Genomic DNA, 17,294 nt, shown 5'->3' with positions numbered 1-17,294 from the left:
TAATCAGCTCATTCACAGAGGGGGAATAAATTTTTTAACCGTCCCCGAATAAGCCTAGAATATCAGACAAATCTACAACTGCGTCCTCTTCTTCTACACGGGTCTTAATTGCGGCTGTCTCGTCCTCGAGTCTTTTGCGGGCTTCAAGAACTTTGCGGGTCTCTTCAAGTTTTGATATAGCGACTTCACGATGTCCGCGATCATAAAGCAGCATAGCAGCATTTGTGATATAACCGCCTAAGAATGCATCATATTTTTTTGCGTCTGCCTCAGCCTTGTCAAAACCGCCCTGAAATTTTCCGGTGTATTTTTTCGCGAATCTCTCGGCCTCATGTTCGATAATATCTTTGCTGATTGCTGCGAGTTCGTCAAGCATTCTGTCAAAATCCGTCTTAGTCGATACTAAATCAACATAACGCTTCCCTGAAGTAACATCATATTTTATGTCTCCACCGGTATATTTAATATTGGGCTCAATGGGTCCGGGTGCTGGTGTTGGCTCATCGGGCAACGTTGTCGGCTCGTTTACTGGCTCGTCAACGGGTGCGTGTGTATCGTCTTGCGCTGGCTCTGGCGACTCTTCCGGCGGTGTTATCGGCTCGGCGGCTGTCTCGTCAATAATATCAATATTATCAACAGGCGCGGGCGGGGTGTCTTGTGTTGGCTCTGACTCGTTCGTCTGTTCGGGCGGCGTGGACGCAACGGGGGCGGCTTCTTCCTGTTCTGTCTGCTCGTTAACGGGTGCGGGCGTTGGCTCGGACTCGGGCAGGGTGTCTTGAGTCGTCTCTTGTGCTTTCTCGTCAATAATATCGTCAACGGGTGCGGGCGATTCTTCCGGCCGTTCTGAGTCGTCCGGTGATTTTTCCTGCGGTGTTATCGACTCTGGCTCAGTTACTGGCGATTCTTGAGTCGGCTCGGTGGCGGGCTGCGTTATAGTCTCGTCAATAATATCAATATCATCAACAGGCGCGGGCGGGGTGTCTTGTGTTGAGTCTGACTCGTTCGGCTGCGTTATAGTCTCGTTTTCTTGCACAGAGTCAATAACAGGCTCATAAACTGGCGAGACTTCTATAAATTTTACTGGCTCTTCTTCTTTTTCTGGCAAAACTTTTAAGAATGGCATTTAGTCCCCCGTCTTATCTCTTATCAGTCGCGAGTGTCATCAAGTTTTCGACTTGTTTAATATAATCTGCTGGATTATCCGGTTGAACTCCCTCAAGAATCAAAGAATTATCATATAAAATTTTCAGCATATCCGAGACTCGTTTATTATCGCTGCTAATTGCGAGTAAATTTTTTATCAGCGGGTGATTCGGGTTTAATTCTAATATTCTTTTCTGAATCGGAGGAGTCTGGCCTGCTGAACGTAATAAATTCTCAAATTGTATAGAAAGACCGTTCGGTGAATTTATTAATACTGCCGGCGAATTTGTGAGACTCAAAGATGGCCGAACGTCCTCAAGTTTATCCGGGAATAATTCAAGCGCGATTTTCTTTAACGGTGCAAATTCTGACTCAAGAGATTTTATTTTTTCGTCATTGGCTTTCTTTTCGTCTTCAGTCAGGGGACTCACGGAATCGAGCGCGATATTTAATAATTTCACTGACTCGGCGGGCATTATAAAATTAGCGTCCTGCAAAATAACCTCGTCAACGGGATCCGTCATTAAGAGAACTTCATAGCCCTTGCTTAAATACGGCTCTAATTTCGGTGAGGCTTTCAAGGCTGCTAAATTATCACTCCCAGCAAGACAATAAATTCCCGCTTGGCCGTCTTTCATGCGCGACTCATACTCTGAAATAGTCGTCCACTCGTCATTATTAGTCGTCCTGAACAGGGCAATGTCAAAAATATTTTTCGCGTGTTCCCTGTCTTGAATAATGCCCTCTTTCATAATTTTGCCGAATATCGTCCAAAGTTTTATAAATTTTTCGCGGTCTGAGTCCAATAATTTTTTGAACTCGTTAAAAATTTTCCGTTGAGTGCTGCGTCTGATTACTTTAATAATAGGCTCTTCCTGCAAAATCTCTCGTGAAATATTCAGGGGCAAGTCTTCAGAGTCAATTACTCCGCGAATAAAGCGTAAATAGGCCGGTATTAAATCTTTACAGTCATTCATGATAAAGACTCGATTAATATATAAACTTATGCCGCCGGACTTGGGATTCATGAATAAATCATACGGAGCTATTGACGGCACAAATAATAATCCCTTGAAATTTGTAGATCCTTCCGCGTTTATCTTTATGTGCATTAACGGGTCCTGCCAGTCGTGAGTCAAATGCTTGTAGAATTCTTTATACTCGTCTTCTGTAATTTCGCTTTCAGGACGCTGCCAAATTGCTTTCTGCGAGTTAATAATTTTATCTTTATACAATATCGGCCAAGCAATAAAATCCGAATATTTCTCGATAATTCCGCGTATAGTCCACTCATCGGCATAATTTTTTGACTCTGGGTCAGACTCTTTCAAGTGAAGTATTACAGTTGTGCCGCATTCCTTGCGCTGTTCTTCCTGTGAAATCGTATAAGATCCGCCGCCGTCCGACATAAATTTATAGGTCTCATTGCTGCCGAGTTTACGCGAAATTACTTCTACTTTTTCAGTGGCCATGAATACCGAGTAAAAGCCGACTCCGAACTGCCCGATTAATTCCTGCTTTGCCTTCTCGCTCTCTACTGACTGAAGAAATTCCCGGGTGCCTGATTTCGCAAGAGTCCCCAAAAATTGAATCAAATCATCTTTTGACATGCCTATTCCGTTATCGCTGACTGATAAAATTTTCTTGTCCTTGTCAGAGTCTATTATTATTTCCGGCTTCTCATTCTCGGCTAGTTCTGAATTCTTCAAGCATTCTATACGTCTTTTGTCTAAAGCATCAGAGGCATTTGATATTAACTCGCGCAAAAATATATCCCTGTTCGAGTAAACAGAGTTAATCATCATCTTTAGCAAGCCGGCTGTCTCTGACTGGAAATAAAATTTTTCTTCGTTCATTATATTATCCCTCTTAATAAAGCCGGAGACATGCATTTATACACACCTCCGGCCTATTTCTAAAATTTTCGTATTCTCCTGACTTATAACTAATTAACTTGCTGCTGCTTCTGTCTTAACCTTCACTACTTGGCGGCCGCGATAATAACCGCATGAAGGGCAGGCATGATGTGCTAGCGTTACCTCACCGCAATGAGGACAATTAATTGTTACTGGTGCGCTCAATGCTCCGAGCCAGTTTGCTTTTCTCTGGGATGTTCGGGCATGAGATGTTTTCCTTTTGGGTGTTGCCATGTTAATAAATCCCCCTATAAAATTTCACTTACTATATTATATTATACTCATTCAATGACAAAATTTCGCAATGATTCGAGCCTTGGATCTGCAATTTGCTTTACACATGAACATTTGCCTAGATTCAAATCCGCTCCGCATTCAGGACACAACCCCGCGCAGTCTTCTTTACATAAAATCTTAGTCGGAAGCAATGTATAAACGCTCTCTCTAATCTGCGGCATTATATCAAGAACCCGCGCAAAATATTCTACTTCAACGGGCATATATTCATCATAAGAATCGCCGAACTCATCGAAGGCCGTATTACCATGCGAATAATAAAGATACATTAAATCGCCGGATATTTCAAGATTAACAGGTTTAAGACAGCGGGCGCACTCTGATTGAATCTCGCAGGAAACAGCAATTTTTACGAGCAATAAAGACTCCTCAAGCCATTTAACGCACGAGTCAACATGCAAGCCCGACGGGAATATAAATTCCTGTCTCGAAATATCAAGACTCCCCGCAGGAAAGTCAAACGAGAAATTATTTTCTGTCTCGTTATCATTTCTTGCAGGAAGATTTATTATTGCTTTCTGTGAATCACTAAATAATTTATTCAAAAGCTACTCTCTTTGTTTCGCGTGCTATCATTAATTCTTCATTTGTAGGAACGACTAAGACTTTAACTTTTGAGTCATCAGTGCTTACGATAGCCTCTTTTCCGCGGATATTATTTTTTGCGGGGTCAATTTTTACGCCCATGAATTCAAGACCTTTGCAGACTGCCTCACGAGTTGCCGCGCTGTTCTCGCCTATACCTGCCGTAAAAACTAACACGTCAAGACCTTCCATAGCGACCGTATAAGCTCCGATATATTTCTTTATGCCGTATTCGAGCATGTTTATAGCAAGTTTTGCGCGCTCATTGCCTTTATTTGCTGCGTCTTCCACGTCACGTAAATCACTGCTGACTCCGGAAATTCCTAATAATCCGCTCTTCTTGTTCATGAAATTATTCATTTCGTCGGCTGAATATTTCGTGATGTTCTGAACGAAAGGCACACAAGCGGGATCCATGTCGCCGGTTCTAGTTCCCATTAAGACTCCAGCAAGGGGCGTTAATCCCATTGAAGTATCTATACACTTCCCATTTTTGACGGCACTAATTGAGCTCCCATTACCTAAATGACAAGTTACCATTTTTAAATCTTTCAGATCTTTGCCGAGAATTTCAGCCGTCCTAAGCGCGACAAAATGATGACTCGTTCCGTGTGCTCCGTAGCGTCTGACTCTGTGAGTCTCGTAAAATTCATAGGGCAAGCCATACATATAAGCATAATCGGGCATAGTCTGGTGAAAAGCTGTATCGAACACTACGACATTCGGCAATTTCGGGAGGGCGTGCTGAATCGCTTCAATTCCCATTATATGGCCGGGATTATGTAAAGGCGCGAGGGGAATACATTTTTTCAATGCGTCCATGACTTCAGCATTAACGAGTACTGCCTCTTTGAAGTAATCACCGCCGGAAACTATACGATGACCAGCCGCAGAAATTTCATCAAGAGATTTAAGAACGCCGTGATCTTTATCAAGTAATGCCTCAAGTACGAGATTCATTGCTGCTTTATGATCTTTGATGGGAGTCTCGATTTTGAAGGGGTCTGCTCCTGTTTTCCTGTGAGTGATATTAGAGCCGTCTATTGCTATTCTATCGACAAGACCTTTTGCCGAGACTGACTCATTTTCCATGTCAAATAGTTGATACTTGAGTGACGAACTGCCGCAATTGATTACAAGAATTTTCATGACGTTCTGATTAACCTGCTTTCATAAATATAATAAAAAAATGGCGGAGACGTAGAGATTCGAACTCTAGGAACGGCAAGCCGCTCAGTTGATTTCGAGTCAACCGCCTTCGACCACTCGGCCACGTCTCCACATCAATAATGCATAAGAAGAAATGATTGACGGGATTTATTATAACTTTGTGATTATCACGTTGTCAATTAATTTAATTTAACGGGCTTGAATGTTTAACAAATAAATTTAACTTGTATTAATAAAATTTGCAGTCTCACTGAAAAATTAATCTCTCAAGAAGACCGCTTTATAATTATTCATCTACTACGCTTTTAATGTCCTTCAGGTGCCGCCACTTGCTAGCATAATCGAGTCCATAACCGACAACAAACTCATCGGGAATCGTGAATCCGCAGTAATCGACTTTTACTTCAGTTTTACGGCGTTCGTATTTATCGAGTAACACACAAACTTTCAAGCTCTTAGGATTTCTAGCCCTGAGAATGTCAAGTAAATGCGATAAAGTTAATCCCGTGTCAATAATATCTTCAACGACTATAACATTTTTGCCCTCGATACTTTTCTTTAAATCGTGATAGATTCTAACAACTCCGGAGCTTGTTGTGCTGTCTCCATATGATGCAACGGACATGAAATCCATTCTAACGTCCATATTTTCGGGCATTTCTCGCATTAAGTCCGTTAAAAATATTGCTGCTCCCGTGAGAATTCCTACAAAAACTACGCTGTTATCTTTCTCATAATCTTTTGCGATCTGTTCGGCGAGTTCCTTAATTCGTCCTGAAATTTTTTCGCGCGAAATTAATACATTACCGAGTTTATATGCCATTTATTTAGCCTCCTGATTTACTAACAGTCCGGGATAAAAATATTTGCGTTCACCTTTTAAATTATCCCAGTCTGCTAAAATTTTTACAGCTTCATTTGCAATTATAATACTGTCTTCAATGCCTGAATAAACGAACTTATTTTTATTCCTGTCAGCAACTACAGCAAAGACCGCCCCCGCCCTTAGTCCGTATAAATTAGCAAGTGTAAAAATAGTAGCCGCTTCCATCTCAAAATTTAAGACCCGTGAATCCTGTAAATCTTTTATTCTTTCACGGTGAAATGACTGCGAAAAATTTTTGAATCCCGGCCGAGCCTGCCCCGCGTGAAATGACGCAGTAGAACAAGAAATTCCGACATGATATTTTTTGCCGAGCCTCTCACATGCCTCGATTAAAGCTAAAATAATTTCATGATGAGCCATTGCCGGATAAGAAGACTCGACATAATTTGTGCTTGTTCCGTCATGTCTGACAGCTCCCGAACAGATTATAATATCCCCGCAGTTAATTTCAGGATTAATCGCCCCGCATGTCCCTATACGTATAAAAGTATTCGCGCCCAAGTTAGCAAGTTCTTCAATGGCAATTGCAGCAGATGAGCCGCCTATACCAGTTGAGCAGGTACTCACGGGAATATTTGAGATTTTGCCGCTGAAAGTTTTATATTCGCGGTTATTAGCTATAAATTTTGACTCGTCCCATTCTTGAGCTATTAAATCAGTTCGTGCAGGATCTCCGGGCAGTAAGACATATTTATTTATATCGCCGTCTTTACAGTGTATATGATATTGAAGATTATCAGACATTACGGGATTATCTGCGCTTGATTCCCAGTTTTGAGAAGCAAAGCATTTTGACGAGATAAATATTAACGCAATTAGCAATAAAAATATTTCCATGAAAAAATCCCCCTCCTATAGACTTAATAATTTCTCGCATGAAAAAATTTTCTCAAGAATTTCGCTCATGTCAGTTAATAAGCCCGCACCGAGTGCCTCACTAACTCCGAGTCTATCAGCGCAAGAGTCAGAGATTAACACGTTTACGCCGCTTGATTCTAAAATTTTCAGGTCTTTACAAGTTTTAGAGTTATAGACAGCTAAATTTACGGCGTTATCGAGTAATGCAATGATTGAAGGCTTAATTTTTGCTTGAGTCAGGGCGTGAATAAATTTCTGCATAAAAGCAGCTCTATATTTCTTGTTTTCATACGATAAAATTATCGCTAGTGAGTCCTGAATCACTACATTTTTTGTGAGACTTATATTTTTTTGCTGTGTTAATTCCTGCACGGGTTGTATTTCTTGTGATTCGTGAATTTCCGGAGCTGGTAATTCTTGTAATTCTTGACTCGCTTCAATGGGAGCCAGTAAAATTTTTCCGGATTCGTTTTCTTGCTGCTCTATTTGCCGGCCTGACGCAATAATATATAGAGTTCCCTCATCGTCTTCAAGAGTTACGCTGTTAAAGTCGCCTTCATTCTCTAAAAATCTCATGAGTTTATCAGATTGAGCGGGGCCGTCAATTAAAATTTTCAGCTCGTTCTCGTTTGCATTCTCATTTATAGCAGCCTTCACAATTTCTACAGCTTCTAAGCCCGATTTACCGGAAGTATTTAACGTTTGCATTTACTCATCACCTGACAGAAAAATTTTATTTATTATAGCAAGAACGCATAATATTTTTTCATGTGCGGGGGAATCTCGTTATCGGGCGGGCGGGTGGGAGGAATCAGGTAGGCGGCGGGGACTCATTAAATTTATTATTTTGCGATAACGGTTATTAGTTGGGAATAAAATTTTGTTGAGTGGGCAGGAATTACGCAACATAACGAGCGACTAATTAAATCAATGTGCAGCTGTAAAAGTTATTAGCTGGGAATAAATTTTTTAGGCGGACGGGGATTACTCGATATTACGAGCAACTAATTTAATGAATACGGGCGACTCGTTAAGAATCACGCAATATATAAATTTGTTGTATATTATGCTATAACTAGCACAAAAGGAGCTATAAATCATGTTAGTATTTAACAGAGAAAAAATTTTAGTGAACGGCAATAATTACGACTTTGATAATGATTATATAAATTCACATTCGGGCGTTGAGATTGTGAACGACTCGCGAAAATTTCCGGATTGCTGGCAAGTTTTAACTAAGTGGCTTGACGTTGACTCGATAAATTTATTTGACAACGAAAAATTTATAAATCTTCGTGAATTATATCATTTAGGAGGCTTAGAGGCTTTTACTCGTGCTTCAGGTGCGTGGGAATTTGCGAACTGGTACAGGAACGTAAAAATCTGCTCATTCTGCGGAGATAAATTAATGCCCAGTAATAACGATTTCGGACGAGTCTGCCCGTCATGTAAAAGAGTCTTCTATGCGCCTCAATCTCCGGCCGTAATAGTAGCTGTTGAATGTGAGAATAAATTATTGCTAGCTCATAATAAAGCGTGGCCAAGTGATAGAGTTAGCATAATTGCGGGATTTGTTGAGCCCGGCGAGTCCCTTGAGAATACAGTAATGCGTGAGATTCGCGAAGAAGTCGGGATTGAAGTATGCAATATAAAATATTTTGGCTCACAGACTTGGCCGTTTCCGAATTCTTTAATGCTGGGATTCACTGCTGAATATAAATCAGGCAAATTACACCCCGACGGCTCAGAAATTGAGTCAGCAGGCTTTTACACTTGCGACGAAATTAATAAAATGAACATTCCCGATAAAGCCAGCATCGCAAGAAAATTAATTGATAATTTTATCGCGACTCATTAAATAATTAATATTAAATCTGGAAAATTTTATAATTCTCGAATATGAACCAGTCAGGACTCTTTAAGCCGTTAAGCTCGACAAATTCATTAACTCGTTCGGGGACTTCTGAAATTAAATCAGTTTGACGCGTATCAAAGAGTCCGGCATTCCCGAAAACTAGCACCCATTTTGACAAAGCAAGACCCGTTATATAAGGCGAATACGCTAAATCTGATAATCCCGAATCAAGCCGAGCTAAATCAATGCTTATAACTGGTACATATTCGCGGAAAATTTTGTGCCAGTCAGGAATAAATTTCATTCTTGAATTAGACGGTGCAATTAAAATATTTTCGTTGACTCCTATAGAAGGCAGTAAAATACTCTCAAACGGTGGATTATGACCTGAATAAAGCCACTCACTTGAAGAGATTTCACCCTCCGGCAAATTTTCATATATTAAATTATGTGCTAGACGTGCAAAAAGTTTCAGGCTTTGATCTCTATCTGCTCCGAGTAAAATAATTTTATGAGATTTCTTATATTTTATTGCTTTAAGCGAGAAAAATTTTTCTCTGAATTCACGTTCACGCATTGAAGTTATTAGCGAGTTAAGCAGACTCACGGGCTTATTGTCTGTAAATGCTCCCTCGCTGATCGAATAAATTTGTGTGATTTCGGGTAAATTTTTGCGTGATAATAAAATTTTTTGCAAGTTCTCGCTTATGTCTTGCAATCTCCATTTTGATGACCCTGTTAAATTATTATTCTCAAGTGCAAAGTTTATAATTTTCTGAGTCCGTTCAGTGCGTAAAAATAGGGCTCGTGAAAAAGCATTCTTTCTTAATGGAGCGAGATAATTTACAACTCCTTCAATATTTGAGTCGAGCCATTCGGGGGAGCGTTTATCGTAAAATTTTTCAAGCGCAATTTTTGCCGAGACTGGTACGACATCGCAATTAATACCCGCAAAATTTTTCATGTCTGACTGAATCGCTTTAATATCAGCAATAATTTTATCATGAGCAGATTTTATTATTCGTCCGGCCTCTGAGTCTGGGCGTTCTAAATCTATTTGCGATAATATAAATATAATTTCGTGATTCAAACTCATAATATTCCGCAAAAATTCATAGTCTGAAGCCTTGAGTCTTGATCTTATGGGAGTAACGTAAATAATAATGTCCAATTCCGGCAAAATATTTCTAAGTGCTGCCCCTCCTGAACTTGCAAGAGCGTCAAATCCCGGAGTATCAATAAAGCACAGCCCTTCAGGAATTAAAGCTCCCGGCATAATTATTTCGATTCTTGCTATACCTGCACGGTTTGAAGGATTAAAATTTTCGCTCGCTATATTTCGCATGTAAGACGGAGTTAATTTTGAGCTTTGTATATTTTCGACTCTGCCGTCCTGATAAAAAATTTTTGCGCTCCTGACTTCTCCTTCCCGGCATATAATGGGAATATTTGTCGTTGCCCTTGTCTGTTCAGGGATTAATTTTTCGCCTAGTAAAGCATTCATAAAAGTAGACTTCCCGCTGCTTGTGAGTCCAGTTATCCCGATCGTTAAATTTGTCTCATTTAGTGAACGCCTGAGCGCAATTAATTGACTGTTACCCGTTAAGACATTAAGAGCAGCATTAATATTTTCTTCGAGTTCAGCCCGTAAAAGAGTCTCATTTGCTCCCATGCTTGAAAGCTGCAATAAAGACGGACTCCTCGAAAAGATTCGCCGCTGAATTTCCCGCCTGAGCCTCATATTTTCCTGTTCTAAATCTTCAATTGCGCTAATATCATTTAGAGTCATGACTCCCTGAATTCTGACTGATTCAAGAATCCTGACTCTGCCGTTATCGTCAATGCATTGAATCTTATCCCCCTCTGAAGAGTTCTCAAGCCAAGCACTTAACGCAAGAGTCTCACGCCCGAATAATTTTACAGGTCTATAATTTGAATCTCTCTGAATAAACGCGTCTAATCTGAAATCACGATAAAAACCGTCCCCGCAGTATAATTTTCTTGTGAGCGATAAAAAATTTTCATGGCCGTTAATAAATTTCTCAAATTTTGAGATCTTAGCGTGATCTTGAGGGTGGCAAAGTTCGAGCCATTGATCTAAAGTTTTCGGGCAAGTATTATTATTAAGCCGCATAACTTGCATGAGTTCAGGAGAAAAATATATCTCTCTCGACGGAAATATTACAGTCAAGTCCGGCGAATGATAGGAATTTATAAAATTTTCGTTTACCCATTCAGAAAGATTTTGCATAAAAATTGCTGCCCTCGTTTATAAATTTTATTGCGTAAATAATATCATAGTGATTTGAATATATTGCGAAAAATTTTTTGCGTGAGTTCGTGAAGATTTACGAGAAATTTTTTATAGCAAGTCCCGTTGATTCGTGAAAATTTTTTGACGTGATTCATTCGAAATAATTGCGAAATTTTTTGCGTGAAATTATAAAACTTTTTTATGCATATAACGAAATTTTTTAGCTCTGTTAGTTCTTGATATAACTGTGAAAAATTAATATTTTTGTATTAGTAAATGTATTAGTAAAATACTTCAATTTCTGCATAATTTTTGCGGCTGAATCACTAAAATATTTTCATGTATTCTACACTAAATAAATATATCTATGTTGCTATAATTCTTAGAAAATATTAATAAATTTTTCAGGAGGAATCACGATGAGACGCAAATTTTTTATAAGCATAATTCTTGTAATAATTTTACTCTTCACTATGGGAGCCAGTAAAGAAAACAACGAACTCAAGCGCATGAGTACATTTATCAGCAACTTCACGGAAGCAAATTTTTACGATTTCGACGTACAGCGCGGCGGAAATGAAGGCATTACTCATTTAGGGAGTCCTTCAGAGAATGAGGGATTAATATTTTTCGGGATCGCTCATAATATCATAAACAACAGCAAGACACGCATAAAAAATTGTCCTGACAAAAAATGTGAATACGGCCCGAAAATAATAGACTCGAAATTTGTAGCTGAGTCAGTCAAAAAATTTTTTGATTTACCCGTGAAACATGCGAGTATATTAGGCGTTTTACCTGAAGGAGCAGACGACGGCGACCCAGCGGACGAACCAGAACAAGCTCATTTTGACGGCAAAAATTATCACTTCAACCCGGCAACTTTTCAGAGCGACACACTTTTATATGCTGAAGTTCAGAAAGTATCAAGACAGAGCAAAATTATAACAATGACCGGCGAAATTTATCACTCTGACAACCCATCAATCAGGCCGGCAGCTTTTACAGCGACTGCAAAGCCCTACAAGTTCGCAAATAAAGACACATGGGCGATTTTGTCTCTAAAATTTTCATGGAAGGAGTAATTTATTAATGATTAATCACGAGCTGAATAATTTAATTAGCTTTGCTTTACATCATGAATTAATCTCACCTGAAGATAGAGTCTGGGCTGCTAATTCTTTAATCGGGGTGCTTGGCCTGAATTCGTTTGAGTTCGAGAAAAATTTATCAAGTGAATTAGCTGATAAGACATCACCGGACTCGATTTTAGCGAAAATTTTAGACTGGGCAGCAGATAATAATTTAATCGAGAATACAGAGACAGAGCGTGATTTACTTGACACAAAATTAATGGGAGTCTTGACTCCCCGTCCGTCTGATGTTATAGCAAAATTTGACTCGTTATATAAATTGTCCCCTGTTAAAGCAACTGACTATTTTTATAAACTCGGCATAAACTCGAATTATATACGCTCAGAACGAACAGCTAAAAATATTTGCTGGAAAACTTTAACAGATTACGGCGAACTAGATATAACAATCAACATGTCAAAACCAGAAAAAGATCCCCGCGATATAGCAAAGGCACGGGCTATAAAATCATCGGGCTATCCTAAGTGTTTATTATGCCGAGAAAATGAAGGCTTTTACGGTCATCACGGACACCCGGCGCGGCAAAATATAAGGCTTATTCCTGTAAAACTCGGCTCGCGTGATTGGTATTTCCAGTATTCGCCGTATAGTTATTATAATGAACACTGCATAGTGCTTGACGAGAAACACGTTCCCATGTTGATAAATCGCGAAACTTTTGAGAATTTGCTGGCATTTGTTGAGAAATTTCCGCATTATTTTGTCGGCTCAAATGCAGATCTGCCCATAGTGGGAGGCTCAATCTTGTCGCATGATCATTATCAGGGCGGGCGGTATATTTTTGCTATGAATAATGCCGAGATTGAACACGAGTATAAATTACCTGATTCATATTCAGGAGTCAAAGCAGGGCGAATCAAGTGGCCCATGTCAGCAATAAGACTCGAGTCTCAAGATCCTGAAAAACTCATAAATTTATCCGACAAAATTTTATCGGCGTGGCGTGAATGGAATGACTCAAGCGTTGATATTCTTGCTTATTCTGACGGTGAGGCACATAATACAATAACTCCGATTGCTAGAATGCTAAATAATAATTATCAGATTGATTTAGTTCTGCGCAATAATCGCACGAGTAATGAACACCCGCTGGGAATCTTTCACCCTCATGCAGAAGTCCATCACATTAAGAAAGAAAATATCGGCTTGATTGAAGTCATGGGACTCGCTGTGTTACCTGCAAGATTAAAGAATTCGCTTGAGAAAATTTGTGAGTCATGGCTCTCAAATAAAGAAAATTTGCCGTCCGAGCTTGAATTACACGGAAAATGGTATAAATTTTTGCGCAGTAAATATCAGGGCTTGACTGGCGAGTCAGAAATAAGAAATATGCTGCGTAATGAAGTCGGGCATGTTTTCGCACAGGTTTTGACTGACAGCGGAGTTTATAAGCGTACACCTGAAGGACTCGCGGCATTTGATAAATTTGTTGAGTCAGTGCTGAAATAAATAGCTAAAAATTTCAACAATTACACGTAGCATTTATTTTCGTTTTGCTGATATAATCATTCTTAACAAATTCTAAATATTCACAAAAAAATTTTATTCGAGGGGGTATATTATCACAATGATTAAACTCTACGATGAAGGAATTTATCTCATCAATGGAAATCAGATAGTCCCTGAAAGCCAAGCCGACGGAAAATATAACAAGGCAGACGCTAAAAAGGGCACTATCGCTTATGGAATCATGAAGTCGCATAATACTTCGAATGACATGGATCACTTGCGCATTAAATTTGACTCTATGGCCTCACATGATATTACGTTTGTAGGCATAATTCAGACTGCTAGAGCCTCAGGAATGAAAAAATTTCCGCTCCCGTATGTAATGACGAATTGCCATAATTCTTTATGTGCAGTGGGCGGAACTATTAACGATGATGATCATTATTTCGGACTCAGTGCGGCGAAAAAATACGGCGGAATCTATGTCCCTCCGCATATTGCAGTAATCCATCAGTTTATGCGTGAAATGTTTGCGGGCTGCGGCAAAATGATTCTAGGCTCAGACTCTCACACTAGATACGGCGCATTAGGAACTATGGCAATCGGAGAGGGCGGCGGCGAACTCGTTAAGCAGCTTTTACAGGACACATATGATGTAGCTTATCCCGGAATCGTTGCGATTTATTTAACCGGCAAACCAGCTCCATATGTCGGACCTCATGATATAGCACTTGCAATCGTTAAAGCAGTTTTCGAAAAAGGTTACGTCAAAAATAAAGTCATGGAATTTGTCGGGCCCGGTGTCTCTACAATGACTACGGATTATAGAAATGGAGTCGACGTAATGACAACTGAGACTACTTGCTTGTCTTCAGTATGGAGAACTGACTCAGACACTAAGGCATATTTAGCAGAACACGGCCGAGAAATTGATTATCGCGAATTGAATCCTGCCGACGTTGCATATTATGACGGCTGCGTTGAAATTGATTTATCGACAATTAAGCCGATGATCGCGCTCCCGTTCCATCCGTCAAATGCTTATACGATTTCAGATTTTTACGCAAATATGAAAGATATTCTTGCTGACACTGAGAAGAGAGCCGAAAAAGTAGCAGGAGGCCGGGCAACCTTCACGCTTATGGACAAAATCACGAGCGACGGCAAATTAATGGTACAGCAGGGAGTAATCGGAGGCTGTGCAGGCGGAAATTATACAAACGTTGTCGAGGCAGCACACGCACTCAAGGGCAAGTCATGCGGCTTTGATGAGTTTTATTTGAGCGTATATCCGTCAAGTCAACCGGTATTTATTGATTTAGACCGTAAAGGATTCTTAGCTGACTTAATGGACGCGGGCGCAGTAATCAGGACGGCATTTTGCGGGCCGTGTTTCGGGGCTGGCGATACTCCGGCAAATAATGCATTCTCAATCAGACACACGACTCGTAACTTCCCTAACAGAGAAGGATCAAAGCCGGGCAACGGTCAAATGTCAGCGGTGGCACTCATGGATGCACGTTCAATCGCAGCAACTGCAGCAAACGGAGGCAAACTCACAAGCGCAGAAGATCTTGACTGCTGGGGCGATATTCCCGCATATCACTATGACGACAAGGCCTATAAATCGCGAGTCTACTGGGGATTCGGTAAGGCAAATCTTGAGTCGCCGATTAGATTCGGACCGAATATTAAAGACTGGCCGGAGCAGGAAGCACTCGCAGAAAATATTTTATTGCGGGTTGTCTCTAAGATTCTTGATGAAGTTACTACAACTGACGAGCTTATACCGTCGGGCGAAACTTCTTCGTTCAGGTCGATTCCTTTAGGGCTGGCAGAATTCACACTCTCACGCAGAGATCCGCAATATGTCGGCAAAGCAAAAGAAGTACAGAAAATTGAGTACGAGAGACTCAAGGGTATAAACCCGGCACACGGAGATTTGAAAGAAGTCTACGAGCTTATTAAGGCAATTCCCGGCCAAGAAAACGCAGACCCTATGACTATAGAAATCGGCTCAACAATTTACGCGAATAAACCGGGCGACGGTTCAGCACGTGAGCAGGCCGCATCATGTCAAAGAGTTCTCGGAGCACTCGCAAATATCACTCAAGAGTATGCTACAAAACGTTATCGCTCTAACTGTATGAACTGGGGCATGATTCCGTTCCATCTTAAGGGCGAACCTGATTTTGAAGTCGGTGATTATGTTTATGTCCCGGGAATTCGCAGCGCACTCGATAAAAACGAACTCTCAAGCATTAAGGCATATATTATCAAAGGCGGCCGCGTGAAAGAAGCCGAGCTTTATATTCAGGACATGACAGCAAATGAGCGCGATATAGTCAAAGCAGGCTGCTTGATTAATTTCAACAGGGACAAGGCGCGCTAAAAATTTGGCAGCAATTCCCCCTGATTTTATGAGTCGGGGGGAACTCACTCGAATAAATTATAAAATTTTTATTTTCATGAAGGGAGATTTATTCATTCTATGAGCAAAATCAAGATGGCAACACCCATTGTCGAAATGGACGGCGACGAAATGACCCGCGTTTTATGGCAGATTATCAAAGATGATTTGCTTTCACCGTTTGTAGAGTTAAACACGGAGTATTACGATCTGGGATTGCCGAAAAGAGACGAGACGGGCGACAAAATCACATGGCAGGCCGCCGAAGCAATCAAGAAATACAGAGTCGGAGTCAAATGCGCAACTATCACCCCGAATAAGCAGAGAGTCGAAGAATATAATCTCCACGAAATGTGGAAGAGTCCAAATGGCACAATTAGAGCTGTCCTTGATGGTACAGTTTTCAGGAAGCCGATTTTAACTAAGTGCATTAAACCCGTCGTAAAAAATTGGCACAAACCGATTACTATTGCAAGACATGCATACGGCGACGTTTATCGCGGCACAGAGTTCAGAGTCCCCGAACCGGGCAAAGCTGAATTATTATTCACGGGCAAGAACGGCGCAACTTTCAGAGAGACCGTTTACGATTACGAATGTCCCGGAGTTCTGCAGGCAATGTACAATAAAGACACGTCAATAAAATCATTCGCCCGCAGCTGCTTTGAGTACGCACTCTCAACAAAAGAAGATCTCTGGTTCTCGTCAAAAGATACGATCTCAAAGCAATATGATCAAACTTTCAAATTATTATTCCAAGAAATTTTTGAGACGGAATATAAAGCGAAATTTGACGCAGCAGGAATCACTTATTTCTACACGTTAATAGATGACGCAGTTGCTCGTGTAATGCGTTCAGAAGGCGGCTTTATCTGGGCTTGCAAGAATTATGACGGCGACGTTATGAGCGACATGGTATCTACTGCTTTCGGGTCTCTTGCTATGATGACAAGCGTATTAGTTTCTCCGGACGGCAATTTTGAGTACGAGGCAGCACACGGAACAGTTACAAAGCACTATTACCGTTATAGAGACGAGGGCAAAATGACATCAACTAACCCAGTTGCTACGATTTTTGCGTGGAGCGGTGCTTTAAGAAAACGCGGCGAACTTGACGGAAATAATGAGCTTGTTGCATTTGCAAATAAACTTGAGAAGGCCACTATTGAGACAATCGAGGGCGGAGTCATGACTAAAGATTTATCAGCACTCTGTGAGGGTGTTGTGCCTCATGTTGTTGACTCTAATGAATTTATCAAGGCAATAGCAGCAAAATTATAATCACGCGCTATAATAATAAACAAGACCCGCGGGAC

Annotated in this window: 14 protein-coding genes and 1 tRNA gene; 5 read left to right on the top strand and 10 right to left on the bottom strand. The window is 40.5% G+C overall.

Features of this window, described 5'->3' with window-relative positions; all coding sequences use genetic code 11:
• Nucleotides 1-34: 34 nt before the first annotated feature.
• The 9 genes from IJS99_06395 to IJS99_06355 all read right to left on the bottom strand — a co-directional run bounded on the left by IJS99_06395 (nucleotide 35) and on the right by IJS99_06355 (nucleotide 7,563).
• Nucleotides 35-1,123, bottom strand: a complete 1,089-nt coding sequence (locus IJS99_06395; GenBank protein MBQ7561444.1) for a hypothetical protein — start codon at nucleotides 1,121-1,123, stop codon at nucleotides 35-37.
• A gap of 13 nt (nucleotides 1,124-1,136) precedes the next feature.
• Entirely contained in the window at nucleotides 1,137-2,999 is a 1,863-nt protein-coding gene (gene htpG, locus IJS99_06390; protein ID MBQ7561443.1) for a molecular chaperone HtpG, read from the bottom strand.
• 93 nt (nucleotides 3,000-3,092) lie between these two features.
• Nucleotides 3,093-3,293 carry a 50S ribosomal protein L32 gene (rpmF, locus tag IJS99_06385; GenBank protein ID MBQ7561442.1) on the bottom strand — a complete coding sequence of 67 codons (201 nt, stop codon included), beginning with the start codon at nucleotides 3,291-3,293 and terminating at the stop codon, nucleotides 3,093-3,095.
• 47 nt (nucleotides 3,294-3,340) lie between these two features.
• Nucleotides 3,341-3,901, bottom strand: coding sequence for a DUF177 domain-containing protein (locus IJS99_06380; protein MBQ7561441.1), 561 nt, complete (start codon nucleotides 3,899-3,901; stop codon nucleotides 3,341-3,343).
• The gene (locus IJS99_06375; protein MBQ7561440.1) at nucleotides 3,894-5,090 is read right to left on the bottom strand and encodes an acetate kinase; all 1,197 of its coding nucleotides are present in this window, start codon (nucleotides 5,088-5,090) and stop codon (nucleotides 3,894-3,896) included. The genes IJS99_06380 and IJS99_06375 overlap by 8 nt, the downstream gene beginning before the upstream one ends.
• Nucleotides 5,091-5,131: 41 nt before the next feature.
• Nucleotides 5,132-5,221, bottom strand: a tRNA-Ser gene (locus IJS99_06370).
• A gap of 176 nt (nucleotides 5,222-5,397) precedes the next feature.
• Complete coding sequence (hpt, locus tag IJS99_06365; GenBank protein MBQ7561439.1) at nucleotides 5,398-5,934, bottom strand: hypoxanthine phosphoribosyltransferase; 537 nt, start codon at nucleotides 5,932-5,934, stop codon at nucleotides 5,398-5,400.
• Nucleotides 5,935-6,834, bottom strand: a complete 900-nt coding sequence (locus IJS99_06360) for a nucleoside phosphorylase (protein MBQ7561438.1) — start codon at nucleotides 6,832-6,834, stop codon at nucleotides 5,935-5,937.
• A 15-nt stretch (nucleotides 6,835-6,849) separates the two neighbouring features.
• Nucleotides 6,850-7,563, bottom strand: a complete 714-nt coding sequence (locus IJS99_06355) for a hypothetical protein (GenBank protein ID MBQ7561437.1) — start codon at nucleotides 7,561-7,563, stop codon at nucleotides 6,850-6,852.
• A gap of 391 nt (nucleotides 7,564-7,954) precedes the next feature.
• Here IJS99_06355 and nudC point away from each other — a divergent pair, with 391 nt between their 5' ends.
• Nucleotides 7,955-8,713 (top strand): NAD(+) diphosphatase, encoded by a 759-nt coding sequence (gene nudC / locus IJS99_06350; protein MBQ7561436.1) that lies wholly within the window; start codon nucleotides 7,955-7,957, stop codon nucleotides 8,711-8,713.
• Nucleotides 8,714-8,723: 10 nt separating this feature from the next.
• On the opposite strand, the gene IJS99_06345 is transcribed toward nudC, so the two are convergent.
• The gene (locus IJS99_06345) at nucleotides 8,724-10,961 is read right to left on the bottom strand and encodes a dynamin family protein (protein MBQ7561435.1); all 2,238 of its coding nucleotides are present in this window, start codon (nucleotides 10,959-10,961) and stop codon (nucleotides 8,724-8,726) included.
• Between the two features lie 422 nt (nucleotides 10,962-11,383).
• Here IJS99_06345 and IJS99_06340 point away from each other — a divergent pair, with 422 nt between their 5' ends.
• The 4 genes from IJS99_06340 to IJS99_06325 all read left to right on the top strand — a co-directional run bounded on the left by IJS99_06340 (nucleotide 11,384) and on the right by IJS99_06325 (nucleotide 17,259).
• Entirely contained in the window at nucleotides 11,384-12,049 is a 666-nt protein-coding gene (locus tag IJS99_06340) for a hypothetical protein (GenBank protein ID MBQ7561434.1), read from the top strand.
• Nucleotides 12,050-12,056: 7 nt separating this feature from the next.
• The gene (galT, locus tag IJS99_06335; protein ID MBQ7561433.1) at nucleotides 12,057-13,568 is read left to right on the top strand and encodes a UDP-glucose--hexose-1-phosphate uridylyltransferase; all 1,512 of its coding nucleotides are present in this window, start codon (nucleotides 12,057-12,059) and stop codon (nucleotides 13,566-13,568) included.
• Nucleotides 13,569-13,686: 118 nt separating this feature from the next.
• Nucleotides 13,687-15,960 (top strand): hydratase, encoded by a 2,274-nt coding sequence (locus tag IJS99_06330; protein MBQ7561432.1) that lies wholly within the window; start codon nucleotides 13,687-13,689, stop codon nucleotides 15,958-15,960.
• A 99-nt stretch (nucleotides 15,961-16,059) separates the two neighbouring features.
• Nucleotides 16,060-17,259, top strand: coding sequence for an NADP-dependent isocitrate dehydrogenase (locus IJS99_06325; GenBank protein MBQ7561431.1), 1,200 nt, complete (start codon nucleotides 16,060-16,062; stop codon nucleotides 17,257-17,259).
• Nucleotides 17,260-17,294: the final 35 nt, after the last annotated feature.

Source organism: Synergistaceae bacterium (assembly GCA_017444345.1).
Lineage (GTDB): Bacteria > Synergistota > Synergistia > Synergistales > Aminobacteriaceae > JAFUXM01.
This window is presented reverse-complemented; position numbering and strand designations above follow the sequence as displayed.